Annotated in this window: 21 protein-coding genes and 2 riboswitches; of the genes, 14 read left to right on the forward strand and 7 right to left on the reverse strand. The window is 72.3% G+C overall.

Going from position 1 to position 23,716, the window contains the following annotated elements; translation table 11 throughout:
- The first annotated feature begins 72 nt into the window (after positions 1–72).
- From NFU81_RS05735 to NFU81_RS05745, 3 genes are all read left to right on the forward strand, one after another.
- Positions 73–939, forward strand: coding sequence for a thioesterase family protein (locus NFU81_RS05735; RefSeq protein ID WP_251485622.1), 867 nt, complete (start codon positions 73–75; stop codon positions 937–939).
- A gap of 481 nt (positions 940–1,420) precedes the next feature.
- Positions 1,421–2,587 (forward strand): cysteine desulfurase family protein, encoded by a 1,167-nt coding sequence (locus NFU81_RS05740; protein WP_251485624.1) that lies wholly within the window; start codon positions 1,421–1,423, stop codon positions 2,585–2,587.
- Positions 2,588–2,653: 66 nt separating this feature from the next.
- On the forward strand, positions 2,654–4,150 hold the full coding sequence (locus NFU81_RS05745; protein ID WP_251485626.1) for a DUF885 family protein: 1,497 nt from the start codon (positions 2,654–2,656) through the stop codon (positions 4,148–4,150).
- Positions 4,151–4,197: 47 nt separating this feature from the next.
- On the opposite strand, the gene NFU81_RS05750 is transcribed toward NFU81_RS05745, so the two are convergent.
- Positions 4,198–5,010 (reverse strand): enhanced serine sensitivity protein SseB C-terminal domain-containing protein, encoded by an 813-nt coding sequence (locus NFU81_RS05750; protein WP_251485627.1) that lies wholly within the window; start codon positions 5,008–5,010, stop codon positions 4,198–4,200.
- 124 nt (positions 5,011–5,134) lie between these two features.
- Positions 5,135–5,887 carry an enhanced serine sensitivity protein SseB gene (locus tag NFU81_RS05755; protein WP_251485632.1) on the reverse strand — a complete coding sequence of 251 codons (753 nt, stop codon included), beginning with the start codon at positions 5,885–5,887 and terminating at the stop codon, positions 5,135–5,137.
- 122 nt (positions 5,888–6,009) lie between these two features.
- A riboswitch (glycine riboswitch) is annotated at positions 6,010–6,112 on the forward strand.
- A riboswitch (glycine riboswitch) is annotated at positions 6,113–6,227 on the forward strand.
- 60 nt (positions 6,228–6,287) lie between these two features.
- Between NFU81_RS05755 and gcvT the strand changes: the two genes are divergently transcribed.
- The 5 genes from gcvT to NFU81_RS05780 all read left to right on the forward strand — a co-directional run bounded on the left by gcvT (position 6,288) and on the right by NFU81_RS05780 (position 11,218).
- Entirely contained in the window at positions 6,288–7,442 is a 1,155-nt protein-coding gene (gene gcvT / locus NFU81_RS05760) for a glycine cleavage system aminomethyltransferase GcvT (protein ID WP_251485634.1), read from the forward strand.
- A gap of 89 nt (positions 7,443–7,531) precedes the next feature.
- Entirely contained in the window at positions 7,532–7,912 is a 381-nt protein-coding gene (gcvH, locus tag NFU81_RS05765) for a glycine cleavage system protein GcvH (protein ID WP_251485637.1), read from the forward strand.
- Positions 7,913–7,948: 36 nt separating this feature from the next.
- Positions 7,949–9,214: a serine hydroxymethyltransferase gene (glyA, locus tag NFU81_RS05770; protein WP_251485640.1), complete on the forward strand. Its 1,266-nt coding sequence runs from the start codon at positions 7,949–7,951 to the stop codon at positions 9,212–9,214.
- 104 nt (positions 9,215–9,318) lie between these two features.
- A complete protein-coding gene (locus NFU81_RS05775) occupies positions 9,319–10,686 on the forward strand; it encodes an L-serine ammonia-lyase (RefSeq protein WP_251485642.1) in 1,368 nt (455 codons plus the stop codon).
- 253 nt (positions 10,687–10,939) lie between these two features.
- Positions 10,940–11,218: a DnaB-like helicase N-terminal domain-containing protein gene (locus tag NFU81_RS05780; RefSeq protein WP_251485644.1), complete on the forward strand. Its 279-nt coding sequence runs from the start codon at positions 10,940–10,942 to the stop codon at positions 11,216–11,218.
- A 284-nt stretch (positions 11,219–11,502) separates the two neighbouring features.
- On the opposite strand, the gene NFU81_RS05785 is transcribed toward NFU81_RS05780, so the two are convergent.
- Positions 11,503–11,937 (reverse strand): hypothetical protein, encoded by a 435-nt coding sequence (locus NFU81_RS05785; RefSeq protein ID WP_251485646.1) that lies wholly within the window; start codon positions 11,935–11,937, stop codon positions 11,503–11,505.
- Positions 11,938–12,014: 77 nt separating this feature from the next.
- Entirely contained in the window at positions 12,015–12,299 is a 285-nt protein-coding gene (locus NFU81_RS05790) for a hypothetical protein (RefSeq protein WP_251485648.1), read from the reverse strand.
- A 277-nt stretch (positions 12,300–12,576) separates the two neighbouring features.
- On the opposite strand from NFU81_RS05790, the gene NFU81_RS05795 reads away from it, so the two are divergent.
- The 4 genes from NFU81_RS05795 (at position 12,577) to NFU81_RS05810 (ending at position 16,505) form a co-directional block, all read left to right on the forward strand.
- Entirely contained in the window at positions 12,577–14,478 is a 1,902-nt protein-coding gene (locus tag NFU81_RS05795; RefSeq protein WP_251485651.1) for an alkyl/aryl-sulfatase, read from the forward strand.
- Between the two features lie 97 nt (positions 14,479–14,575).
- Positions 14,576–14,989, forward strand: coding sequence for a GntR family transcriptional regulator (locus NFU81_RS05800; RefSeq protein WP_251485653.1), 414 nt, complete (start codon positions 14,576–14,578; stop codon positions 14,987–14,989).
- Positions 14,986–15,978, forward strand: a complete 993-nt coding sequence (locus NFU81_RS05805; RefSeq protein ID WP_251485655.1) for an ABC transporter ATP-binding protein — start codon at positions 14,986–14,988, stop codon at positions 15,976–15,978. The genes NFU81_RS05800 and NFU81_RS05805 overlap by 4 nt, the downstream gene beginning before the upstream one ends.
- The gene (locus tag NFU81_RS05810) at positions 15,963–16,505 is read left to right on the forward strand and encodes an ABC-2 transporter permease (protein WP_251485657.1); all 543 of its coding nucleotides are present in this window, start codon (positions 15,963–15,965) and stop codon (positions 16,503–16,505) included. Before NFU81_RS05805 ends, NFU81_RS05810 begins: the two co-directional genes overlap by 16 nt.
- A 5-nt stretch (positions 16,506–16,510) precedes the next feature.
- Here NFU81_RS05810 and NFU81_RS05815 read toward each other — a convergent pair whose 3' ends face one another.
- Positions 16,511–16,693 (reverse strand): DUF6191 domain-containing protein, encoded by a 183-nt coding sequence (locus NFU81_RS05815; protein WP_251485659.1) that lies wholly within the window; start codon positions 16,691–16,693, stop codon positions 16,511–16,513.
- Between the two features lie 114 nt (positions 16,694–16,807).
- Entirely contained in the window at positions 16,808–18,646 is a 1,839-nt protein-coding gene (locus NFU81_RS05820; RefSeq protein ID WP_422665148.1) for a hypothetical protein, read from the reverse strand.
- A gap of 348 nt (positions 18,647–18,994) precedes the next feature.
- Here NFU81_RS05820 and NFU81_RS05825 point away from each other — a divergent pair, with 348 nt between their 5' ends.
- Positions 18,995–21,250, forward strand: coding sequence for a glycoside hydrolase family 3 N-terminal domain-containing protein (locus NFU81_RS05825; protein WP_251485661.1), 2,256 nt, complete (start codon positions 18,995–18,997; stop codon positions 21,248–21,250).
- Between the two features lie 59 nt (positions 21,251–21,309).
- On the opposite strand, the gene NFU81_RS05830 is transcribed toward NFU81_RS05825, so the two are convergent.
- Entirely contained in the window at positions 21,310–22,734 is a 1,425-nt protein-coding gene (locus NFU81_RS05830) for a DHA2 family efflux MFS transporter permease subunit (RefSeq protein ID WP_251485662.1), read from the reverse strand.
- A 137-nt stretch (positions 22,735–22,871) separates the two neighbouring features.
- Between NFU81_RS05830 and NFU81_RS05835 the strand changes: the two genes are divergently transcribed.
- Positions 22,872–23,546: a TetR/AcrR family transcriptional regulator gene (locus NFU81_RS05835; RefSeq protein WP_251485663.1), complete on the forward strand. Its 675-nt coding sequence runs from the start codon at positions 22,872–22,874 to the stop codon at positions 23,544–23,546.
- The last annotated feature ends 170 nt before the right edge of the window (positions 23,547–23,716 follow it).

Here is a 23,716-nt window from a genome sequence, read left to right on the forward strand (position 1 = left end):
CGCTCAGCGTTGTGCACTTCGGGCTCCTACCGGCCTGGACAACCCGCGCCTACTGATGGGTAACATCGACTCATGGCATATGCAGCGGCCCGTGCGGCCATCGAGGACAGCGAGTTCGACCGCGACACCGCGGTGGTGGCCAGGCCGGGCGAGCCCGGCACGTACGACGCCGAGCTGTCGGCGGGCTGGACGATCATCAGGGCCGTCAACGGCGGCTACCTGCTCGCCATGGTCGGCCGCGCCCTGCGGGCCACGCTGCCGCACCCCGACCCGATCACCATCACGGCGCACTATCTGACGGCGTCGGAGCCGGGTCCCGCCGTGATCAGGACCGAGACGGTGCGCGCCGGGCGCACCATGTCGACCGGGCAGGCCTCGCTCTACCAGCACGACGAGGACGGGCGCGAGGTCGAGCGCATCCGCGTCGTCGCAGCGTACGGCGACCTCGGCGCGCTCCCTGACGACGTCCGCACCACGGCGAAGCCGCCGGTGATGCCGTCCTACGACGACTGCGTCAGCTCGGCCGACGCGCCCGACGATGTGCCCGGGCCCGTCGTCGGCTCCACCGCGATCCTCGACCGGCTCGACCTGCGGCTCGACCCCGCCACCGCAGGCTGGGCGATCGGCGCCCCCTCCGGCGCCGGCGACATGCGCGGCTGGCTCGGCCTCGCCGACGGGCGCGACCACGACGCGATGTCGCTGCTGCTGGCCGTCGACGCGCTGCCGCCCACCGCTTTCGACCTCGGGCTCGCCGGGTGGGTGCCGACGCTCGAACTGACCGTGCACCTGCGGTGCCGGCCCGCGCCCGGGCCGGTGCGGGTCTCCCTGACGACCCGCAACCTGGCCGGCGGCCTGCTGGAGGAGGACGCGGAGGTCTGGGACTCCGCGGATCGCCTCGTGGCCCAGTCCCGCCAGCTGGCTCGCGCCCCGCGTCCCTGACCCCCCGGGGTGCCCCCGTCCCCCGCCCCGGGACCTTCCCCCGGTCCGTGGCCGGTCGTGCAGTTCCGCCCTCAGAGCTTCGCCTGGGGGTACCCCAGCGCCCCTGTTGGCCTGCGTCCTCCAACGCACAGCATTCGGCCCCTGCCGGAGGCTCGCCCTCCCCGCAGAAGGCAAGCCCATGGGGGCGCGGGGAACTGCGCGCGCAACCACGACGCGGCCGCAGGCAAGCAACGCAGCTCAAGGGGCAGGACCTCAGGGGCGCGGGGAATCGGGCGGCCAGCCGGAGCGGACCGGAACTGCGAACGCCACCGCACGTGGCACCCACCCAGGGCGCGCGGGGAACTGCGCGCGCAACCACGAACCGGGGGAAGGTCCCGGGGCGGGGGAAAGGGGCACCCCCCGGGGGGCAGGCGGGCGCGCAGCGCGAGGAGCAGTCACCGGGGCATGGCAGCACCCCAGTGGAACGTAGAATCGGGAGATCATGGCCTACTTCGATCACGCCGCCACCACGCCCATGCTCCCGGAGGCGGTCGAGGCGATGACCGCACACCTCACCGTGACGGGGAACGCGTCCGCCCTGCACGCGGCGGGCCGGCGTGCCCGGCGGACCGTGGAGGAGTCGCGGGAGGCCCTGGCGGCAGCCCTCGGCGCGCGCCCGAGCGAGATCGTCTTCACCGGCGGCGGCACGGAGTCGGACAACCTGGCCGTCAAGGGCCTGTTCTGGGCGCGCAGGGCGGCGGACCCGCGCCGGGTCCGCGTCCTGGCCAGCCCGGTGGAGCACCACGCGGTGCTGGACGCCGTCCACTGGCTGGCCGACCACGAGGGCGCCGTCGTGGAGTGGCTGCCGGTGGACTCCTACGGCAGGGTGCAGCCCGAGGCGCTGCGCGCGGCCCTGGCGGCGCGGCCCGAGGACGTGGCCCTGGTCACGGTCATGTGGGCGAACAACGAGGTCGGCACGATCCTCCCGGTGAGCGCCCTCGCAGAGGTATGCGCCGAGTTCGGCGTGCCGATGCATTCCGACGCGGTGCAGGCGTTCGGGCAGACCGGTGTCGACTTCGCCGCCAGTGGCCTGGACGCGATGACGGTGACCGGGCACAAGGTCGGCGGCCCGTACGGCATCGGCGCGCTGGTGCTGCGCAGGGACGACACCCCGGTGCCGCTGCTGCACGGCGGCGAGCAGGAGCGCAGCAGGTCCGGCACCCTCGATGTGCCGGCCATCGCGGCCTTCGCCACAGCCGGCGCAATTGCCGCGGAAAGGCGGGAGCAGTACACCGCGGAGGTCGGTGCGCTGCGTGACGAACTGGTGCGCGGTGTACGGGCCGCGGTGCCCGACGTGATCCTCAACGGCGACCCCTCCCCCGAGGGCCGCCTCGCGGCGAACGCGCACTTCACCTTCCCCGGCTGCGAGGGCGACGCCCTCCTGCTGCTGCTGGACGCCCAGGGCATCGCCTGCTCGACCGGCTCGGCATGCACCGCGGGTGTCGCGCAGCCCAGCCACGTCCTGCTGGCCATGGGCCAGCCGGCCACCCACGCCAGGGCCACGCTGCGCTTCTCGCTCGGCCACACCTCGACCGCGGACGAGGTCGCGGAGGTGGTCAGGGCGATCGGACCTGCCGTCACCCGTGCCAGGACCGCGGGCCAGACCTGACGCCGCGCGCGCAGTCGCCCGCTGTCCCGGGCAGACGGACGGCGGAGACGACGCTACGGTCGTGGGATGGATGATCGGCTTCGCGCGGTGTGCGACCTGATGATGCCCACCGTCCGCGAGATGGCCGGGCTGCACGACTACGACGGGCGCGTGCAGGACCTCTCCCCCGACGGAATACGCCGGGCACTGGCCGCGGTCGACAGCGCGAAGCGCGACTCCGCACCGCTGGAGGACCCGCACGACGAGGCTCACCTGGCGATCTTCGAGGAGTCGCTGCGAGTGCAGTACGGGGACCTCGAACTGCACAGGCGGGACCCGTACCCGCATCTGTCCAACCTCGAACTCGCCTGTTACGACCGGGAGTACGCGCCCCGCAAGGTACGTGCCGCCGCGCGCCGCAAACATCTGGAGCAGTGGCCCGACGCGGTGGACGCGGCGCTGGCCTCACTCGATCGGGTGAGCGCGCCCGTGGCGACCGCGCTGCTCGGGTCCGCGCACGGGCTGGCAGCCGACGTCGACGCGGACCAGGGCGACGTGGAGGCCGCGGCAATTGCCGCGCACGGCCGGCTGATCGCCCATCTGGAGCACGCCGCCCTGAACGGCGACCCCGACCCGCGGCTCGGCGGCCCTGCCCTTGCCGCCCTGATGGGCTCGCAGGAGGGCATGGAGGTGGACCTGGCGGCGCTCTCCGACGCCGCGGACCGGGAGCGGGTCAGGCTGGGCGAGCTGCTGACCGACGCGTGCCGGGTGCTCGACCGGGAGCGGTCGGTCGACGAGCTGATCCCGGAGCTGCTGGCCGACCATCCGGGCGCCGACGGCGTCATCCCGGCCGCCGCGCGGCTCACCGAGGAGGTCATCGCCTTCACCCGGGAGCGCCGCCTGGCGCCGTATCTGGACGGCGAGTGCCTGGTGGGACCCGCACCTCAGTCCCGCCGCTGGGCGATGGCGATGATGACCTGGGCGGGGCCGGGAGAGCCCGAGTCGCCGTCCTGGTACCACGTGACACCGCCCGAGCCCGACTGGCCGGCCCAGGAGCGGGAGGAGTGGCTGACGGTCTTCAGCCGGACGAGCCTGCCCTCGATCACCGTGCACGAGGTCGCGCCGGGCCACTTCGCCCACGGGCGGGCGCTGCGGCACGCGAAGAGCCCGGTCCGGAAGATCCTGCACAGCCTGGCGTTCTGCGAGGGCTGGGCACATTACGTGGAGGAGGTCTGCCTCGACGAGGGCTTCCGCGCCCGCGACCCGCGGTTCGCCATCGGCGTCGCCTTGGAGGCGCTGGTCCGGGTGACCCGGCTGACCTGCGCGATCGGTATGCACACCGGGGCAATGGACGTCGCCGAGGCCACGCGGCTCTTCATGCGGTACGCCCATCTCGCCCCCGCGGGTGCGGCCTCGGAGGCCAGGCGCGGCACCTTCGACGCGGGCTACGGCCGCTACACCTGGGGCAAGCTGGAGATCGCCCGCGCTCGCGCCCGGGCGGAGCGATCCGCGTCCTTCACGCTGCCGGGCTTCCACGCCGACCTGCTGGCGCTGGGTGCCCCGCCGCTGGGCCTCCTGCCGTAGCGGCCGCCAGGAGCCCGCCAAGGGCCGCGTCAGGGCCGCGGGGCGGGTCAGTAGGTGCGCGGCGGCGGACCCCAGGCCGGCGGCCCGGAGAAGGCCTCGCGGTCGAAGAAGGGCTGGGCGTTGGCACGCAGCCACATCGCGACCGAGTCGTAGGTGTCGGCCATGGCGACCGTGGAGACGGACAGGCCCTCCGGCACTCCGGAGGCGGCCTGCTGCATCATCAGGCGGACCGACTCGACGGCCTGCGGCGAGGAGTCGTAGACCTCGACGCCGATCGCGAGGTAGGCCTCGCCCACGGCCGGCTGGACCCAGGCCTGGCGCAGGGCGCGGACCGCGGGGGTGCGGTGCGCGGCCGTGGCGAGCAGGGCGTAGAACTGCGGGATCTGCAGGGAGGGTTCGCCGATCTGCAGCGGTCCCGCGGGCAGCAGGTCGAGGCCGCCGGCGATCCGCCGCAGGTCGGGCCAGGGGATGCCGACGCCGCCGCCGTTGGCGTGCGGGTTGAGCCAGAGTCCTGAGTGCTCGGGGAAGAGGGTCAGGGCGATGTCCCGCCCCGAGACGATCTCGTGGTCGCGGTTCCAGCCGCTGGCGGCCAGTTCCCTGGGGGAGGTGCAGCAGGGGGCGTAGCGCTGACCGCCGACGTCCATGGCCGCGTACTGCGCGTCGGGCGACCCCGGTGCGCCCTGCCAGAGCAGCATCCAGACCTGGCCGTCGGCCAGCGACGCGAGCAGGTTCTCGTATGCGTCGAACCGGCCGGGCGCCACCTGGAGCAGCATCTGCTCCACATGGCCGGCCGCCGCGCCGCCTTGCGCGCCCGCGATCACGTCGGACCGCCCCTTTCCCGTCGTTCGGTGTCCCGCCATCAAACCAGGTCGGCTGTTCCCGGTGGAATGCTGACCGACTCAAGCGGCGCCGGCTAAATGGCACGTATACGCCGGGTATACGCAAGCATCTTGCTGTGTACCCGAGTTGGCCCGGCGTGCGGTCTCAGTCCCGGCTGTAGAAGGGCCGTACGGCTTCCAGCATCCAGTCCCCCACCGGGTCCTGGGCGATGTCCAGCAGGATCAGGTGGACCGGCCAGGGCAGCGGCACCGCGCCCAGGGCACGGCCGAGCGCGTCCATGGCGAGGGCCTTGTCCTGGTCGCGCCAGCCGTCCAGTTCCACGCCGACGAAGAGGGCGGGCGGGTCCTCCTCGACGGCGGCCATGGCACGGCGGGCGCTGAGCACCACCGGGGTGACGGCGTACTCGGCTGCGGCGACGGCCAGGAAGTCCACCGGCTCGTCCTCCGGCGCCGGCTCCCAGAGCCGTACGCGGGCGCCGCTGGGGCTCTGCTCGCCGTAGGCACCGGCCCGGTCGTTGCTGCGGCACAGCTCGGCGACGGCGGCGGGCGGCAGCGGCACTCCGACGGCGCCGCCGGGGTTGACGGCGATACCGATCAGCGACGGCAGCCCGCGGGCGAACTCGCGCACCGGCGCGACCGTGCAGGACATGCCGTCGGCGGCCTGCCGGAACTGCTGCTCGGAGCTGAACACCGGCACATAGGGGGCACCGCCCAGTTCCAGGGTGGGCAGGTCGAGGCCCTCGGGTCCCGGCGGGCCGCCGTTGGGCAGCGGCACCCAGACATGGGAACGACCGAGGACTTCCAGCAGCCGGGGGGTCGCCGAGGGATTGCCGAGGCTCGCCGCGAGCACTTCCTCCAGCTCGTTCGCCGGCCATATGTACGGTGCCGGATTCTCCATGTCCACCCTTGTCCGCGCTTGTGCCACTGTCGGCGCCCGTGTCCTGCCCGGAAACAGTAGCGGCTGAGCGCCCGGGACGCCCGGGCATGCAATGATGGCCACACATACGCATACCGGCCGTTGGAGGCCGCGCGGGAGAGTTCCGGGCCCCTCACCAGGGGGTCAGGGCGCCGAAGGAGCAAGTCCTCCCTTGAATCTCTCAGGCACAGATACCGCGCGGGCGAGGCAGATCTGAAAAGCGGGCGGGCCGTCGTCACCGGTCCCGCCCCACCCAAGGTGCAAACCGCGGCCCGCAGGGGTCACGGTGAACCTCTCAGGTTCCGATGACAGATGGGGAGGCCGGGGTCAGTGCCCCGGCCGCAGTACGTGTCCCCGTCCGCCGCCTTTGGGAGCCCTTTCGATGAGCGAACCGTCGAACCAGCCGCTGAGCGCACCGCCCGCCGCGTCCCCACGCCGTACCGCCCTGGACGCGGTGCACCGCGCCCTGGGCGCGACCATGACCGACTTCGCCGGCTGGGACATGCCGCTGCGCTACGGCAGCGAGCGCGACGAGCACCAGGCCGTACGCACCAGGGCCGGGCTCTTCGACCTGTCGCACATGGGCGAGATCACCGTGACCGGGCCGCAGGCCGGGCAGGCGCTCGACCACGCCCTGGTCGGCCACCTGTCGGCGCTCGCGGTCGGCAAGGCCCGCTACACGATGGTCTGCGCGCCGGACGGCGGCATCCTGGACGACCTGATCGTCTACCGGCTCGCCGAGCAGCGCTATCTGATCGTCGCCAACGCCTCCAACGCGCAGACGGTGCTGGACACGGTCGCGGTGCGCGCGGCGGAGTTCGACGCGCAGGTGACCGACGACCGGGACGCGTACGCGCTGCTGGCCGTGCAGGGTCCCGCGGCGCCGGGCATCCTCAAGGCGCTCACGGACGCGGACCTGGACGGGCTGCGCTACTACGCGGGGCTGCCGGGGACCGTCGCGGGCGTGTCCGCGCTGATCGCCAGGACCGGCTACACGGGCGAGGACGGTTTCGAGCTGTTCGTCGCCCCCGCGGACGCCGAGCCGCTGTGGCAGGCGCTGCTGGCGGCGGGCGCGGACGCCGGGCTGGTGCCGTGCGGGCTGTCCTGCCGCGACACGCTGCGCCTGGAGGCCGGGATGCCGCTGTACGGACACGAGCTGACCGCGCAGGTCACGCCCTTCGACGCGGGGCTCGGGCGGGTCGTCAAGTTCGACAAGTCCGGTGACTTCGTCGGCCGCGAGGCGCTGACCGCGGCCGCGGCGAGGGCCGCGGACATCCCGCCGCGCAAGCTGGTCGGGCTGGTCGCCGAGGGCCGCCGGGTGCCGCGCGCCGGCTACACGGTCACCGACGCGTCCGGCGCGGTGATCGGCGAGGTCACCTCGGGCGCACCCTCGCCGACCCTCGGCGTGCCGATCGCCATGGCGTACCTGGACGCCGCCCATGCCGCGCCCGGCACGGAGGGGGTGGCGGTCGACATCCGCGGCAGCCGCGAGCCGTACCGTGTCGTGGCACTGCCCTTCTACCAGCGCGAGCGCTGAACCTCCGAGGTTTTCCACAGCCGGCAGGTTGTCCACAGGCTGCCGCGCCGACTCCGCCACCACCTCTTCGCATCCGGGAGAATTCCGTCATGAGCATCAATCCTGAGCAGCTGCGGTACAGCAAGGAGCACGAGTGGCTCACCGCCCCCGAGGACGGCGCCTCGACCGTCGGCATCACCTCGCACGCCGCCGACGCGCTCGGTGACGTCGTCTTCGTCCAGCTCCCCGAGGTGGGGTCGACGGTGACCGCGGGCGAGAGCTGCGGCGAGCTGGAGTCCACCAAGTCCGTCAGCGAGCTGTACGCCCCGGTGTCCGGTGAGGTCACCGAGGTCAACCAGGACGTCGTCGACGACCCGTCGCTGGTCAACTCCGCGCCTTTCGAAGGCGGCTGGCTGTTCAAGGTGAAGGTCTCCGAGGAGGGCGCGGACCTGCTGACCGCAGCCGAGTACGACGCCTTCACCGCGGCCTGATCCGACGCCCCCGCCCCGTCACACAGGGAAGATCCCATGTCGCTCCTGAACCAGTCACTGCACGAGTTCGACCCCGAGGTCGCCGCCGAGGTCGACGCCGAGCTGCACCGCCAGCAGTCCACGCTGGAGATGATCGCCTCGGAGAACTTCGCGCCGGTCGCGGTCCTCGAGGCCCAGGGCTCGGTGCTGACCAACAAGTACGCCGAGGGCTACCCGGGCCGCCGCTACTACGGCGGCTGCGAGCACGTCGACGTCATCGAGCAGCTGGCCATCGACCGGATCAAGGCGCTCTTCGGCGCCGAGGCCGCCAACGTCCAGCCGCACTCGGGTGCGCAGGCGAACGCCGCCGCGATGTTCGCCCTGCTCAAGCCGGGCGACACCATCCTCGGCCTGGACCTGGCGCACGGCGGCCACCTGACCCACGGCATGAAGATCAACTTCTCCGGCAAGCTGTACAAGGTCGCCGCTTACCACGTCGACGGCGAGACCGGCCTGGTCGACATGGCCGAGGTCGAGCGGCTGGCCAAGGAGCACCGGCCACAGCTGATCATCGCCGGCTGGTCGGCGTATCCGCGGCAGCTGGACTTCGCAGCCTTCCGGCGGATCGCCGACGAGGTCGGCGCGTACCTGATGGTCGACATGGCCCACTTCGCCGGGCTGGTCGCGGCCGGGCTGCACCCCTCGCCCGTGCCGCACGCACATGTGGTCACCACCACGACGCACAAGACGCTCGGCGGCCCCCGCGGCGGCGTCATCCTGTCCACCGCCGACTTGGCCAAGAAGATCAACTCCGCGGTCTTCCCCGGCCAGCAGGGCGGCCCGCTGGAGCACGTCATCGCCGGCAAGGCTGTCGCCTTCAAGGCCGCGGCCACCGACGAGTTCCGCGACCGGCAGGCACGTACGCTGGAGGGGGCGAAGATCCTCGCGGAGCGGCTGGGCCGGGAGGATCTGGCCGCCGCGGGCGTGGCGGTGCTGTCCGGCGGCACGGACGTCCACCTGGTGCTGGTCGACCTGCGGGCCTCCGCGCTCGACGGGCAGCAGGCGGAGGACCGGCTGCACGGCATCGGCATCACCGTGAACCGCAACGCGATCCCCAACGACCCGCGGCCGCCGATGGTGACCTCGGGCCTGCGGATCGGCACACCGGCGCTGGCCACCCGGGGCTTCGACGCCGAAGCCTTCCAGGAGGTCGCCGACATCATCGCGGCGGCGCTGCAGCCGGCCTTCGACGCGGACGCCCTCCGCGCCCGGGTCACCGCACTGGCCGAACGGCACCCGCTGTATCCGACGCTCGCGTCATGAACTGCTCCGCGGTGTGCGGCACCCCCCCCCGCCGCACACCGCGGAGCGCACCAGCACCAACCCGCGGACAACGGCGTCCGCGGTCAACCGGGAGCACTGAACGCATGGCAATCTCCGTATTCGACCTCTTCTCCGTCGGCATAGGCCCCTCCAGCTCCCACACCGTGGGACCGATGCGGGCGGCCCGGATGTTCGCGCAGCGGTTGAAGACCGAGGACCTGCTGACCAGGACGGCGGCGCTCAGGGCCGAGCTGTTCGGTTCGCTCGGCGCGACCGGCCACGGCCACGGCACCCCCAAGGCGGTGCTGCTCGGCCTGGCCGGCCACTCCCCCCGCACGGTGGACGTCGAGGCGGTGGACGCCGAGGTCGCCGCCGTCCACGCGGACAAGCGGCTGACGGTGCTCGGCGCGCACGAGGTGGCCTTCGACCCGGCCACCGACCTGGTGCTGCACCGCCGCCGCTCGCTGCCCTACCACGCCAACGGCATGACGCTGTCGGCTTTCGACGCCACCGGCGCGGAGCTGCTGGCGAAGACGTACTACAGCGTCGGCGGCGGCTTCGTCGTGGACGAGGACGCGGTCGGCGCGGACCGGATCAAGCTGGACGACACGGAGCTGCGCCACCCCTTCCGCACCGGCGACGAGCTGCTGCGGCTGTCCCGGGACACCGGCCTGTCGATCTCCGCGCTGATGCTGGAGAACGAGAAGGCATGGCGCTCGGAGGCCGAGATCCGCGCGGGCCTGCTGGAGATCTGGCAGGTGATGCGGGAGTGCGTGCAGCGCGGCATGACCCGCGAGGGCATCCTGCCCGGCGGCCTGAAGGTCCGCCGCAGGGCCGCCACCACGGCCCGCCAGCTGCGTGCCGAGGGAGACCCGGCGGCCCGCGCGATGGAGTGGATCACCCTCTACGCGATGGCCGTGAACGAGGAGAACGCGGCCGGCGGGCGGGTGGTCACCGCCCCCACCAACGGCGCGGCCGGCATCATCCCCGCCGTCCTGCACTACTACCGGGAGTTCGTCCCCGGCGCCGACGACGACGGCGTCGTGCGCTTCCTGCTCGCGGCCGGCGCGATCGGCATGCTCTTCAAGGAGAACGCCTCCATCTCCGGCGCCGAGGTCGGCTGCCAGGGCGAGGTCGGCTCCGCGTGCTCCATGGCCGCCGGCGGCCTCGCCGAGATCCTCGGCGGCACCCCGGAACAGGTCGAGAACGCCGCGGAGATCGGCATGGAGCACAACCTCGGCCTGACCTGCGACCCGGTCGGCGGCCTGGTCCAGATCCCCTGCATCGAGCGCAACGGCATGGCCGCGGTCAAGGCGGTCACCGCCGCCCGCATGGCGATGCGCGGCGACGGCCGCCACCACGTGTCCCTGGACAAGGTCATCAAGACGATGAAGGAGACCGGGGCGGACATGAAGGTCAAGTACAAGGAGACCGCCCGCGGCGGCCTCGCGGTCAACGTCATCGAGTGCTGACCAGATAGCCCCTGACCTACCGCTTCACCTCTTCAGCTCTGTCGGAGCCTTTCGTGCTCGTACGGCGGAAGTCCCTCGGAAGTCCCTCCGACAGAGCTGAAAGTCCCTGAGAAGTCCATGGAACGGCGCCTGCCTCCAGGAGTGCCTCATCCAGCAGCAGCACGCCGTACGCCTGCACCAGATCGCCCGCGCCGACGCCCTCCGCGGTGATGCCCCCGCTACCGCCCAGCACCACGCGGACACCCCTGCCCCGGTGCGGGACGACCTCGCCCGCGGGCGGGGCACCGAACCCCGCCCGGAGACCCCCACCCCGCCGGAGCCCGTCGGCCCGGCTCCGGCCGAGGTCCAGCCGGTCACAGAGGACGAGCGACTGCTCCTGGCCACGCTCACCGACCAGCCGAAGGGCATGGTCGAGGTCGTCGGCCGGATGCGGCCGGAGGACTTCGCCGTCCCGTCGCACGGCCAGCCCCACCACTGCCTCGGCGCCCTGCACCACCGCGGCGAACCCCTCGACCGCATGACGCTGCTGTGAGAAGCCCAGCGCCGCGGCCTACTCACCGCGGGCACCCTCATCGGCGAGCAGGCCCGCCCGTACGATCCGCGAACTCGCCGCAACCGATGCGCTGCAGCCAGCCCGGCCAGCTCATGAACCAGGCCCTCGGGGCACTCAGCTTCCTGGACGCCGTCCGGCGGCGCTGGGCCAGCGGTACCCGCCCGTCGGCACCATCCCCGGCGCCCGACTCCGCTTCCACCTACGCTCTCGGCCCGCTCCGCCAACCTGTACGACCGTGAGCGACATCACCGCACTGCACGACGTCAGTCGGCCATGTCGCGCAGTTCGTAGCCGAGCAGACCCCCGTCGAGCAGGGGGTAGACGAGATGCTCCACGTACCACGCCATATCCGTCATCTCGCGTGCACCCGGGACCTCCCGGCGGTAGATCGCAGGAGTGAACGCCACCGTGTTTCGGTCCGGGAAGAACAAGAGGTTCCCGCCCGTGGCGGCCTGCGGATGGTAAATGGCAAGCCCCACATGCGTTCCGCTGAGATCAGGCGCGTCCAGTCGCGCCACGACCTCCTCAGCCTGCTCCGGCTCCACCGACGTCCAGTCCCAGTCGTCGTCGCCCTCGAGCATGTACGACACGCCCAGCGGCTCCACGGGCCCCCACCCGTGGCCTGCCAGGGTGCCGAGCACCCCGGCGACGGTCACCGGGTACTCGAAGGTGAGGTCGATGTCGCTACTCCTGGACAACTCGCGCTCCTACTCCATGGGTACGATCTTCCAGGGGATGCCCCTGCTGAACCCGTCCCTCCCGCCGAGTTTCTTTTTCAGATGCTCCTCGTAATTGCGCCCGCGTTCCTGGGCCAGTCTGCCCTTCGATGGCTCCTCCTCCGGCGGTTCCTCTTCGGGTGGGGTGCGTCCGCCGCCGCCCCCGTCACCTCCCCTTCCTTCCGATCCGCACCCGCGGGCCTCGCCTCGGCCATCTCGCGGTCCAGCGCCTGGGTGACCTCCACGGTTTCGGCGTCGACTGCCTCGGCTTCGGGGACGCTCTCGGCGGCGGAGGCCAGCACGGTCTCCAGCCCGGCCACGCCTCTGCCGGCTTTGGCTTCCACCCCGTCCCCGGTCACCCGCTCTGTACGCGCTGGCCGATCAGCAGCGCGACGGACGCGAGCGCGCCACCCGCACCATTGTTCGCCGGGGCATCCCCGACCGGCTGACCCGCCGCCGCGGCCGCCGTACCTGCGGCCGCCCGTCCCCGCGGCCGCCGCGCCCGCGCCCCGTCCCTGACGGCGCACCAGCGGTGGTGGGGGCGGCAGGTCCGGGCGAGAGTGGCAGGGGGCGTGCCTGCCCGCGGCCCCCGGACCTGTCCACCGTCCCCCAGGAGACCGGATGTCCTCGCGCACCGAGCCCAAGCCCGCGCAGCCGTCGATCGCCGCCGCGAACCGGTCGGTCAGGGACCGCCTGCCGTTCGACGACCGGCAGGACGCGGAGGACGCCAGGCGCGGCTTCATGGGCACGGCGCGCGACAACCTGATCGCCGACGGCACCGGGCGCACGGTGTGGGACCTGGACGGGTACGGATTCCTCGACGGGGACTGCCCGGACACGGTGAATCCGAGCCTGTGGCGGCAGAGCCGGCTCTGCTCCGACCACGGCCTGTTCGAGGTGGCCGACGGCATCTACCAGGTCCGCGGCTTCGACCTGTCCAACATGACGCTCGTCGAGGGCGAGCGCGGCGTCCTGGTCATCGACCCGCTGCTGACCGCCCCGACCGCGGCGGCGGGCCTGGCCCTCTACCGGGAGCACCGGGGCGAGCGCCCGGTGACCGGCGTGCTGTACACCCACAGCCACGTCGACCACTTCGGCGGTGTGCGCGGCGTCGTCACCGACCAGGACATCGCAGGAGGCGTGCCCGTCCTCGCCCCGCACGGCTTCCTCGACCACGCGGTCAGCGAGAACGTCTACGCCGGCACCGCGATGGGCCGCCGCGCCGCGTACATGTACGGCGCCGCCCTTCCCAAGGGGGGGCGCGGCCAGGTCGGCGCAGGGCTGGGCCAGACCACGTCCACCGGCGCGGTCGGCCTGATCCCGCCGACCCGCGACATCAGCGCCACCGGGCAGAGCGAGACCGTCGACGGCATCCGCATGGTCTTCCAGCTCACGCCCGGCACCGAGGCCCCGGCCGAGCTGAACATCCACTTCCCCGACCGCGCGGCGCTGTGCATGGCCGAGAACGCCACCCACAACCTGCACAACCTGCTGACCCTGCGGGGAGCAGAAGTCCGCGACCCCCACGTCTGGGCGCGCTACCTGGCCGAGGCGATCGACCTGTTCGCGGGCGACTGCGACGTGGCCTTCGCGTCCCACCACTGGCCTGTGTGGGGCCGCGAGCGCCTGATCCGCTTCCTGGGCGAGCAGCGCGACCTGTACGCCTACCTGCACGACCAGACCCTGCGGATGCTCAACCAGGGCATGACCGCGCTGGAGATCGCCGAGCAGATGCAGCTGCCGCCCGCGCTGGAACGGGCCTGGCACGCCCGCGGCTACTACGGCTCGGTCAGCCACAACACCAAGGCGGTCTACCAGCGCTACCTGGGGTGGTTCGACGGCAACCCGGCCCACCTGTGGGAGCACCCGCCCGTCGAGGCGGCCCGCCGGTACGTGGACTTCATGGGCGGCGCCGACGAGGTCGTACGCCGGGCGCGGGAGTCCTTCGCGGACGGCGACTTCCGCTGGGTGGCGCAGGTCGTCCACCACGTGCTGTTCGCCGAGCCCGGCCACGCCGGCGCCCGCGAGCTCCAGGCCGACGCGCTGGAGCAGCTCGGGTACGGCAGCGAGAACGGGACGTGGCGCAACTTCTACCTGATGGGCGCGCTCGAACTGCGCGACGGCCCGGTCGGCACCCCCACCGCGCCCGTCTCCTCCGACATGCTGGGCGCGCTCACCCTCGACCAGCTCTTCGACTCCCTGGCCATCCGGGTCGACGGCCCCCGCGCCTGGGACGCCGACATCGCGGTCAGGTGGAACATCACGGGGCTGGACCCGGTCACCCTGCGGCTGCACAACGGCGTCCTGACCCGCGGCACGGGCGGCGGCCCGGCCGCCGTCGCACCCCAGGCCGAGGTCACCCTCGCCGAGGCCGACCTGCGCGCGCTGCTCGTCGGCGCGGTGTCCCCTGCGGACCTGGCCGCGCGGGAGGGCGTGCAGGTCACCGGGGACTCCGCCCGGATCACCGAACTCCTCGGCCACCTCGCCGCCCCGGACCCCGGCTTCGCCATCGTCACGCCCTGACGCCGCCGGTGGCGGCGCCCCCGCCGCACGCTTGTGTCACTACCGTTCCGACTGTATATAGTGTTCATGTACAGAATTCGAGGAACGGAGGCCCGTCGTGCGGGTGGTGCTGTCCAACAGCAGCGGCGTGCCGCTCTACCAGCAGATCAAGGAGCAGATCGGCGCCGCCATCCTGTCCGGTGACCTCGCCGAGGACACCGCCCTGCCCTCCGTCCGCGCCCTCGCGCGCGACCTGCGGATCAGCATCATCACCACCAACCGCGCCTACACCGAGCTGGCCGCCGAGGGCTTCATCGCCACGGTCCCCGGCAAGGGCGCCTACGTCCTGCCGCTGGACTCGGCTCTCGTGCGCGAGCAGCTGCTGCGCCAGGTGGAGGACGGACTGCAGACCGCTCTGGACGCTGCCCGGCGGGCCGGCCTCGGCCGCGCGGACCTCGTCGAGATCCTGGACGGCCTCATGCAGGCCGAGCGGCAGGAGAACCCGTCCGAGACCGGGAGGAACCACCGGTGACCGGGGATCTCGCGTTCGCCCTGCGGGGCGTCGGCTCCGCCGTCGGCGGCGGCTTCGCGTTGCGCGATGTGAGCTTCGAGCTGCCGGCCGGCTACGTCATGGGGCTGATCGGCGCGAACGGGGCGGGCAAGACGACGACGATCCGCTGCCTGCTGGGCATGCGCGGCATCGAGACCGGCGAGATCGAGCTGCTCGGCCACCGGATGCCAGGACCGGTCGCGCTGCGCCAGGACGTCGGGGTGGTGTTCGACCGCACCTACCTGGTGGGCGACTGGCGGCTGGCAGAGGTCGAGCGGACGCTGCGCCCCTTCTACGACCGCTGGGACGGCACGCGCTACCGGGAACTGCTCGACGAGTTCGGCCTGGACCTGCGGGCCAGGGTCAAGGACCTGTCCCGCGGCATGGCGATGAAGCTGATGATCGCCGTGGCGCTCTCGCACCGGGCGCGGCTGCTGGTCCTCGACGAGCCGACCAGCGGCCTCGATCCCGTCGCCCGCTCCGAACTGGTCGGCATCATCGGGGACTTCCTGCTCGACGAGGGGCACAGCGTGCTGTTCTCCACGCACATCACCTCCGACCTGGACCGGATCGGCGACTACGTGACGCTGATCCACGACGGCCGCGTCGTCAGGACGGGACCCAAGGACGAGATCCTGGCGGCCTACCGGGTGGTGCGCGGCGGGCCGGACGATCTGAGCGGCCTCGTCGGCGTCGAACTGATCGGCGTCAGGCGGACGTCGAGCGGGGCCGAAGCCCTCGTGCGCACCGAGGAGGCCGGCCTTCTCGGCAGCGGCGTCCTGGTCGAGGCGCCCACCCTGGAGGAGATCGCCGTCCCCGCAGCCGTCGACGCAGCCGACACAGCAGCCGGCACCGCAGCGGAACCGCCGGCGAGGGGTGAGCGCGTGAACGCCGTCGTCCGCATGACCCAGCTGCACCTGCGTACGGTCGCGCCCTACCGGACGCTGGGCCTCTGGTGTTCGGGCTGCTGACGCTGATCCTCGCCCGCAACCCCGACCACGTCGTACCGGCGCTCGCGGTGCTGCTGGCCCCGCTGATCGCCGTGCACCCCTTCGTGGTCGCCGACAAGGCGGACCTGAGGACGCTGTACGCGGTCCTGCCCGTGCCGCACCGCACGGTCGTGCTCGGCAGCTACGCCTGGGCGGTGGCCGGCTTCCTCGGCACCGTCGGCGCGGGCGCGGGCCTGGCCGCCCTCCTCGCGCGGGCCGAGGGCGTGCCGCTGCACGGCAGCGACCTGGTCACGCTGCTGGGGTTGTCCTGGGTGCTCTTCGCCGTCAACATCGGCGTCCAGTTCCCCCTGCTGATCCGGTTCGGATACGCGCGGATCAGCGTCCTGGGGACGGTCCTGCCGCTCGCGCTGGTGATGGTGGCCGTCGTCCGGCTCCACCTGTCCTTCCCAACCCTCCAGCACTGGCTGCCGCTCCTGTGCGCGGCCGGCCCTGTCGTGCTGGCGGCGTCCGCGATCCTGGCGGCGCGGCTGCCCGGTCCCCGGGCCTGAATCCCTCAGCCGGCGGATTCGGGGGACGAGCGGGGCGGGCGCACCACGACCTTGCCCGAGGCGAGGTCTATGGGGCCGCGGGCGGGATCGCCGTTGCCCTCCTCGTCGCGGAACAGCTCAAGGCGGTTGCGCTCGTCGTCGGTGTGCTTGCGCCCGGGCGCGAACAACTCTTCAAGGATGTTGAACACCGCGGACCTCCCCGGAAACCGGCGCTGTCCCGACCAGGTTACGCCCGCGCGCCGCCGGACGGCCCGGCCACCGTGGTGGCCCGACCGCCCGGCGACGGTGGGGGTAGCGCGGAGTTACGAGCTGGTCACAGCGACGTTGTCGAAGTCGGCCGTGGCGTCGAAGGTGCTCAGGCCGATCCTCCCGCTGCCGAAGGTGGAGTCACTGGCGCTGACGACGGACTGGCCGTTGACGTAGCCGGTCAGGCTGCTGCCCTGGGCCGACAGCCGCAGCGTGTACGGGACGCCGGTGCCGACGGTGAAGGAGACGCTGCCGAGCACCTTGCTCGTGCCGCCCGACACCCGGCGGATCTCGGCCTTGTTCGCGTCGCGCAGGACGAGGGCGTAGTAGTTCGACGCGTCCTGGACGCGGGCCAGGACGGCGACGTACTCACCGGAGCCCTGGAAGAGCGTCGGGGTCACCGCGGCCTGGACGCTCTGCGCCGACCAGGACGAGCCGGCCAGCGCGACCCCGGTGCTCGCCACGGTCGACTGGGTCAGCACGTGCGAGCCGCTGGAGCGGACCGCCCAGGAACCGCCGGTCGTGGTCCAGCCGTTGGCGTTGCCGTCCTCGAAGTCGTCGGTGAACAGCTGGCCGCCGGTGGGCGGCGTGGTCGGCGGCGTCGTGGGCGGCGTCGTCGGCGGGGTGGTCGGCGGGGTGGTGGGGGGCGTGGTGCCGCCCGTCGAGCCGCCGGTGCTGCCGCCGGTCACGTGGGTGCCGCCGAAGGTGACGTTCAGGACGCCGTCGGAGCCGTAGGACCAGCCCAGCGCGCCGCTGTAGGACGAGCAGCGGGACCCGTTCGTCCCCGCCCAGAACTGGTTCGAGCTGTCCGCGTCGCCGACGGTCTTGTCGTTCGACCCGCTGCCGCTGCGGCAGGAGGTGTTGCTCCGGAAGACCGACGTGCCCTCGTCGAAGGAGAAGTTGCGCTCCTTGTTGTCGATGCTGACGTTGCCGGAGATCGTCATCGAGCCCGGGTTGCTGTTGTACGTGAACCCGTGGTGGCCGTTGTTGTAGGCGATGTTGTTCCGGACGACGTGGTCGACCTTGATGTCCTCGCCGCCGAGCTTGAAGCCGTTGCGGTCGCCTGCGGCGTTCACGGTGCCGTCGGAGAGCGTCCCGTTGTCGTACGACAGGGAGTTCTCGATGGTCACGACGCCGATGGGTCCGGTGTCGGTCTTGGTGTAGAGGTCCCAGCCGTCGTCGATGTTGTTGTGGGAGACGTCGTAGCGGAAGACGTTGCCCGGTCCCGCGGTGAGCTTGGCCGCGAATCCGTCGGCGTTCTCACCGCCGGAGTCGGAGTTGTCGTGCGACTCCGAGCTGAGGACGAGGTTGTTCGACGGCCAGTCGCTCTGCGGGGTGGTGGAGGCCGTGCGGGAGATCTGCAGCCCGCTGTCGTGGTTGAAGGCGGTCACCGTGCGCTCGATGACGTTGTTGCTGCCGCCGACGAAGATGCCGTTGTCGCCGGCGCGCTGCACGGTCAGCCCGTAGAGGTGCCAGTAGTCGCCGTTGAGCGCGAGCCCGCGGTTGCTGTCGGCCTCGGGCATCGCGGAGAAGTTCAGCACCGGGGACTCGCCCGGGTAGGCGGACAGTTCCTTGAGCGCGCCGGAACTGCCGTTGTTGCCCTGCGCGATGCTGACCGTCGAGGAGTAGTTGTACGTGCCGCCGCGCATGTAGATCGTGCCGCCCGCGGTGATCCGGGTGATGGCGGAGGTGAGCGTCGTCGGCGCGGCCTCCGTACCGGCCGCGCTGTCGCTGCCGCTCGGCGAGACGTACAGCGCGTTGCTGTTGACCTGCGGCTGCGCGGCGGCCGAGATGGAGGGGTGGAGCGCGAGCAGCCCCGCGCCGGCGAGGACCGCCGCGCCGGCGGCGGCAGCGGCTTTCTGCCGGCGGGCAGGGGACATGGGGGTGTGTTTCACGGTGCTGAGACCTCTCGTCCAGAGGTGCGGTGGGGGGCCGCCGAGGGCGGCGTTCAGCGTGCATGAAAGCGGGTGGAGAAAGCGGTGGCATGAAAGCGGTTACTGACCCACACGCGCCATGAAGCAGGCGCAGCAGGCCCTCTCTCGTCATGTCAGGGCCGTGATGCGGACCACAAAGTAGCAAGCGCTTGCTGTCGCGTCAACGCCCTTCTCGCGCCATCCGGGACGGTCGCGCGCACCCCCGGGAGGCAGTCGAGGCCTTGACAGAGACACGGTGACCTGGGCTTATTTATGGGAGCGCTCCCATTCCCAGGCCCCCCACGGCCTCCCCCCACCCGGAGTACCCCGATGCCAAGAATCACCTTGCCCAGAGCGGGCGTCGCCGTCGGCGCCGTGCTGGCGATGCTCTCCCTCACGAACGCGGCGGTCAACGCCGACGCCGCCGCGCCGGCAGCAGCGCAGGCGGCAGGACTGCCGTACCAGGACCCGTCGTTGCCGGTCGCGCAGCGGGTGGACGACCTGCTGGCGCGGATGTCGCTCGACGAGAAGGTCGGGCAGATGACCCAGGTCGACAGGACCGCGCTGGCCGCCGCGCCCTCGGACCTGGCGACGTACCGCATCGGCTCGGTGCTCTCGGGCGGCGGGTCGGCGCCCGCCACGAACAACGCCGGCGCTTGGGCCGACATGTACGACGGCTTCCAGCGGACCGCGCTGGGCACCCCGCTGGGCATCCCGATGATCTACGGCATCGACGCGGTGCACGGCGACAACAACGTCTACGGCGCCACGCTCTTCCCGCACGACATCGGGCTCGGCGCGACCCGCGACCCGGCGCTGGTGCAGCAGGTCGGACGGGTCACCGCGGAGGAGGTGTCGGGGACCGGGATCGACTGGGACTTCGCGCCGTGCCTGTGCGTGGCGCGCAACGACCGGTGGGGGCGGACGTACGAGTCGTTCGGCGAGACGCCCGGCCTGCCCTCGCAGATGACCACCGAGATCACCGGCCTGCAGGGCTCGACGCTGGGCGGCCCTGCCTCGGTGCTGGCCACCGCCAAGCACTACATCGGCGACGGCGGCACGGACGGCGGGGTCAACGAGGGCAACGCGACCCTGTCGGAGGCGGATCTGCGGGCGATCCACCTGCCGCCGTTCAAGGCCGCCGTCGACCGCGGGGTCGGCTCGGTCATGGTGTCGTACAGCAGCTGGAACGGTGTGAAGGACCACGCCAACCACTACCTGATCACGGACCTGCTCAAGGGCGAGCTCGGCTTCTCCGGCTTCGTGGTGTCGGACTGGGCCGGGGTCGACAAGATCGACGGCAGTACGGGCTTCACCGCCGCCGAGGTGGCCACCGCCGTCAACGCCGGTATCGACATGGTGATGGTGCCCACCGACTACAAGGGCTTCGTCGGCGATCTGAAGAACGACGTGAACAGCGGCGCCGTGACGATGGCGCGGATCGACGACGCCAACCGGCGCATCCTCACCAGGAAGTTCCAACTCGGGCTGTTCGAGCACCCGTTGACCGACCGCTCGTACACCTCGACGGTCGGCTCGGCCGCGCACCGGCAGGTCGCGCGGCAGGCGGTGCGCGAGTCGCAGGTGCTGCTCAAGAACGACGGCGGTGTGCTGCCGCTGTCCAAGTCGGCGAAGGTCTTCGTGGCCGGCAAGTCCGCCGACGACATCGGCAACCAGAGCGGCGGCTGGACGATCAGCTGGCAGGGGTCGAGCGGCGCGGTCACCCAGGGGACGACGATCCTGCAGGGCATCAGGTCCGCGGTGGCCAACCCCTCGCAGGTCGCCTACAGCAAGACCGGTGACGGGATCGACGGCTCGTACGCGGCCGCGATCGCGGTCATCGGCGAGACCCCGTACGCCGAGGGCCAGGGCGACCGCACCGGCTCGATGGGCCTGGACCAGGCCGACCTGAGCGTGCTGGCCAAGCTCAAGGCCAGCGGTGTGCCGGTGGTCACCGTGCTGGTGTCCGGCCGCCCGCTGGACATCGCGGCCCAACTCCCGGACTGGAAGGCGCTGGTGGCCGCGTGGCTGCCGGGCACCGAGGGCAACGGCGTCTCCGACGTGCTCTTCGGCGACTACGCGCCCACCGGCAAGCTGCCGATGTCGTGGATGCAGAGCGCCTCGCAGGAGCCGATCAACGACGGCGACGGCAAGACACCGCTCTTCCCGTACGGCTACGGGCTGACGTACGGCACCACGACCCCGCCGACCACTCCCCCGCCGACGACCCCGCCGCCGACCACCCCGCCGCCCACAACCCCGCCGCCGACCACCCCGCCCGCCGGGTCCGGCTGCACCGCCCTGCTCAAGGTCACCAACTCCTGGTCGGGCGGCTTCCAGGCGGACGTGACCGTCGGCAACCCGGGGACGTCCGCGCTCGCCGGCTGGAAGGTCGGCTGGTCGATGCCGGGCGTGACCATCAGCAGCCTGTGGAACGGCACCCTGACCCAGAGCGGCGCGAACTTCACCGTCACCAACGCCCCTTACAACGGCGCCGTCTCGCCGGGCGCCTCGGTCTCCTTCGGCTTCACCGCCAGCGGTACGCCCGGCTCACCGGTCCCCGCACCGGTGTGCACGGCGAGCTAGCACAGGAGCCCCACAGCACCGCAGCGGGCGGCGGCCATGTGCCGCCGCCCGCACCGGTGTCAGGCCGCTGCGGCCGCACCCGCGATCTGGTCGGCGCTGGGCGCCAGCCGGGGCGAGAGCAGCGTGACCACGAACGTGCCGGCCGTGAAGGCCGCGGCCACCAGCAGCCCGCGGTGGAAGCCGTCCACCATTGCGTCGGACTGCGAGGCGCCGCCGGCCAGCGCGTGGGTGGTCCGCGAGGTCGACAGCGTCGTCACGACGGCGAGCCCGACCGCGCCGCCGACCTGCTGGAAGGCGGTGAAGACGCCGGAGGCGGCGCCCGCGTCGGTGTCGGTGACGTCGACCACCGCCGCGATCTGGGCCGGCACCGACACCGCGATGATGCCGAGCCCGAACAGGACGATCCCGGGCATGATCTGGCTCGCGTAGGAGCCGGTGGCGTCGGCACGGGAGAGCAGCAGCAGGCCGGCCACGCTCAGCAGGGTGCCGACGATCTGCACGGGACGGGTGCCGAAGCGGGTGATCAGCGGGGTGGCGAGCACCGCTGCGCCGATCGCGGCCCCGCCCATCGGCAGGAACTCCACCCCCGCCCGCAACGCGCTGTCGCCGCGCACCTGCTGGAGGAAGATCGCGGTCAGGAAGAACATCGACAGGAAGGCCGCGCCGGTCAGCGAGATCGCGGCGCCCGCGCTGCTCAGGGCGCGCGACCTGAGCAGCCGCATCGGCACCAGCGGGGAGGCGATACGGGTCTCGACCGCCAGGAAGGCGGCCAGCAGCAGCACCCCGCCGACCAGGCAGCCGAGGACCTCGCCCGAGGACCAGCCCAGCGGCTCCGCGCGCACGACGGCGTAGACCACGCCGAGCAGCCCGCCGGTGGCCAGGACCGCGCCGAGCGCGTCGAAGCTGCGGCGGCCCTTGTGCGGCGCGATGTGCGGGACGATCAGCGGGGTGGCGACCACCAGGGCGATCACGATCGGCACGTTGACGATGAAGACCCAGCGCCAGCTGAGCGCGTCCACGAGGAAGCCGCCGGCGACCACGCCCAGGGTGCCGCCGAGGCCGGCCAGGCCGCCCCAGACGCCCATGGCGATGTTGCGCTCCCTGCCGTGCGGGAAGGTCACGGTGAGGATGCCGAGCGCGGCGGGCGAGAGCATCGCGCCGCCGAGCCCCTGCAGGGTGCGGGCGGCGATCAGCAGCCCGGGCGAGCCGGCCAGGCCGCCGGCCAGCGAGGTCACGCCGAACAGGACGAGGCCGGTGACGAACACCCGGCGCGACCCGAGCAGGTCGGCCGCCCGGCCGCCGAGCAGCAGGAAGCCGCCGAAGACCAGGGTGTAGGCGCTGATCACCCACTGCAGGCCGTCGGCGGAGAAGCCGAGGTCGGACTGGATGTGCGGCAGCGCGACGTTCACGATCGTCACGTCGAGCACCACGATGAATTGGGCGAGGGCCAGCACGGTCAGGGTGGCCCGGGGACTGCGTCGCATAGCAACCTCAGGGGGATGTTTACAGCGTATGCTTACGGCGCAACCATACATGCATTGCTTACTTTGTACACATGACCCGGATGTGTACGCTGTACACCACAGTGGGGGGTGGCCGGCGAGCGAAGGGTTGAGCGGACATGGCAGCTCAGAAGCGTCTGAACCGTGAAGAGCTGATCACCACCGCACTGGCCGTCGCCGACGCCGAGGGGCTCGACGCGGTGACCATCCGCCGGGTCGCCCAGCTGCACGACGTCACCCCGATGGCCCTCTACCGGCACTTCCCCGACAAGGAGGGCCTGCTCGTCGCCCTCGCCGGACGACTGCTGTCCTGCGCGGTCATCCCCGAGCCCGACGACCGGCCCTGGCACGAGCAGATGCGCGACCTGCTCAGCGGCTTCCTGGACGCCCTGCGCCCGCACCCCAACGCGGCGCTGCTGGTCTTCAACGGCATGGTCACCACCGATTCGGGCCTCGCCATCACCGAGCGGGCGCTCGCGCTGATGGCCCAGGGCGGCATGTCGGTGGAGCGCAGCGCGGAGACCGCCAGCCAGATCCTCGGCTCACTGGTCGCGCTGGCCATCGCGGAACCGGGGCGCGACCTCGGCCCCGACCCCGAGGCGAACGAGGACGCGGTCCGCGCCAAGCGCACCACGCTGCTCGCCCTGTCCCCGCGCCGCTACCCGCACATCGTCGCCGCGGCCGACGCGCTCGCCGCCTGCTCCGACCAGGAGCTGTACTTCGACCGGGGCATCGACCTGATCGTCACCGGCATACGGGACGCCGCCCGCGCCGAGGCGGCCGCCGCGCACTGACCGGGCACCCGCCCCCGCCCACTGACCGGGCACCGCCCCCGCGGATCCGCGATACGGCAGTGGCGCACGTGACAGGCGGTCACCCGCGATCAGCCGGACGTATCGGCCGGTAAGGCGCGGGCGCGGCACACAACACCCAGATTTAACCTCAGAACTCCTTCTGCGACCGG

It is taken from the genome of Actinacidiphila cocklensis, from assembly GCF_907177275.1.
Taxonomy (GTDB): Bacteria; Actinomycetota; Actinomycetes; order Streptomycetales; family Streptomycetaceae; genus Actinacidiphila; species Actinacidiphila cocklensis.

Bases quoted from the DNA above. Each gene is read 5' to 3' on its own strand.
- NFU81_RS05755 (WP_251485632.1), bottom strand. From the start codon at position 5,887: ATGGAGAATCCGGCACCGTACATATGGCCGGCGAACGAGCTGGAGGAA.
- glyA (WP_251485640.1), top strand. From the start codon at position 7,949: ATGTCGCTCCTGAACCAGTCACTGCACGAGTTCGACCCCGAGGTCGCC.
- NFU81_RS05735 (WP_251485622.1), top strand. From the start codon at position 73: ATGGCATATGCAGCGGCCCGTGCGGCCATCGAGGACAGCGAGTTCGAC.
- NFU81_RS05775 (WP_251485642.1), top strand. From the start codon at position 9,319: ATGGCAATCTCCGTATTCGACCTCTTCTCCGTCGGCATAGGCCCCTCC.
- NFU81_RS05795 (WP_251485651.1), top strand. From the start codon at position 12,577: ATGTCCTCGCGCACCGAGCCCAAGCCCGCGCAGCCGTCGATCGCCGCC.
- NFU81_RS05745 (WP_251485626.1), top strand. From the start codon at position 2,654: ATGGATGATCGGCTTCGCGCGGTGTGCGACCTGATGATGCCCACCGTC.
- gcvT (WP_251485634.1), top strand. From the start codon at position 6,288: ATGAGCGAACCGTCGAACCAGCCGCTGAGCGCACCGCCCGCCGCGTCC.
- NFU81_RS05740 (WP_251485624.1), top strand. From the start codon at position 1,421: ATGGCCTACTTCGATCACGCCGCCACCACGCCCATGCTCCCGGAGGCG.
- gcvH (WP_251485637.1), top strand. From the start codon at position 7,532: ATGAGCATCAATCCTGAGCAGCTGCGGTACAGCAAGGAGCACGAGTGG.
- NFU81_RS05825 (WP_251485661.1), top strand. From the start codon at position 18,995: ATGCCAAGAATCACCTTGCCCAGAGCGGGCGTCGCCGTCGGCGCCGTG.
- NFU81_RS05830 (WP_251485662.1), bottom strand. From the start codon at position 22,734: ATGCGACGCAGTCCCCGGGCCACCCTGACCGTGCTGGCCCTCGCCCAA.
- NFU81_RS05750 (WP_251485627.1), bottom strand. From the start codon at position 5,010: ATGGCGGGACACCGAACGACGGGAAAGGGGCGGTCCGACGTGATCGCG.
- NFU81_RS05835 (WP_251485663.1), top strand. From the start codon at position 22,872: ATGGCAGCTCAGAAGCGTCTGAACCGTGAAGAGCTGATCACCACCGCA.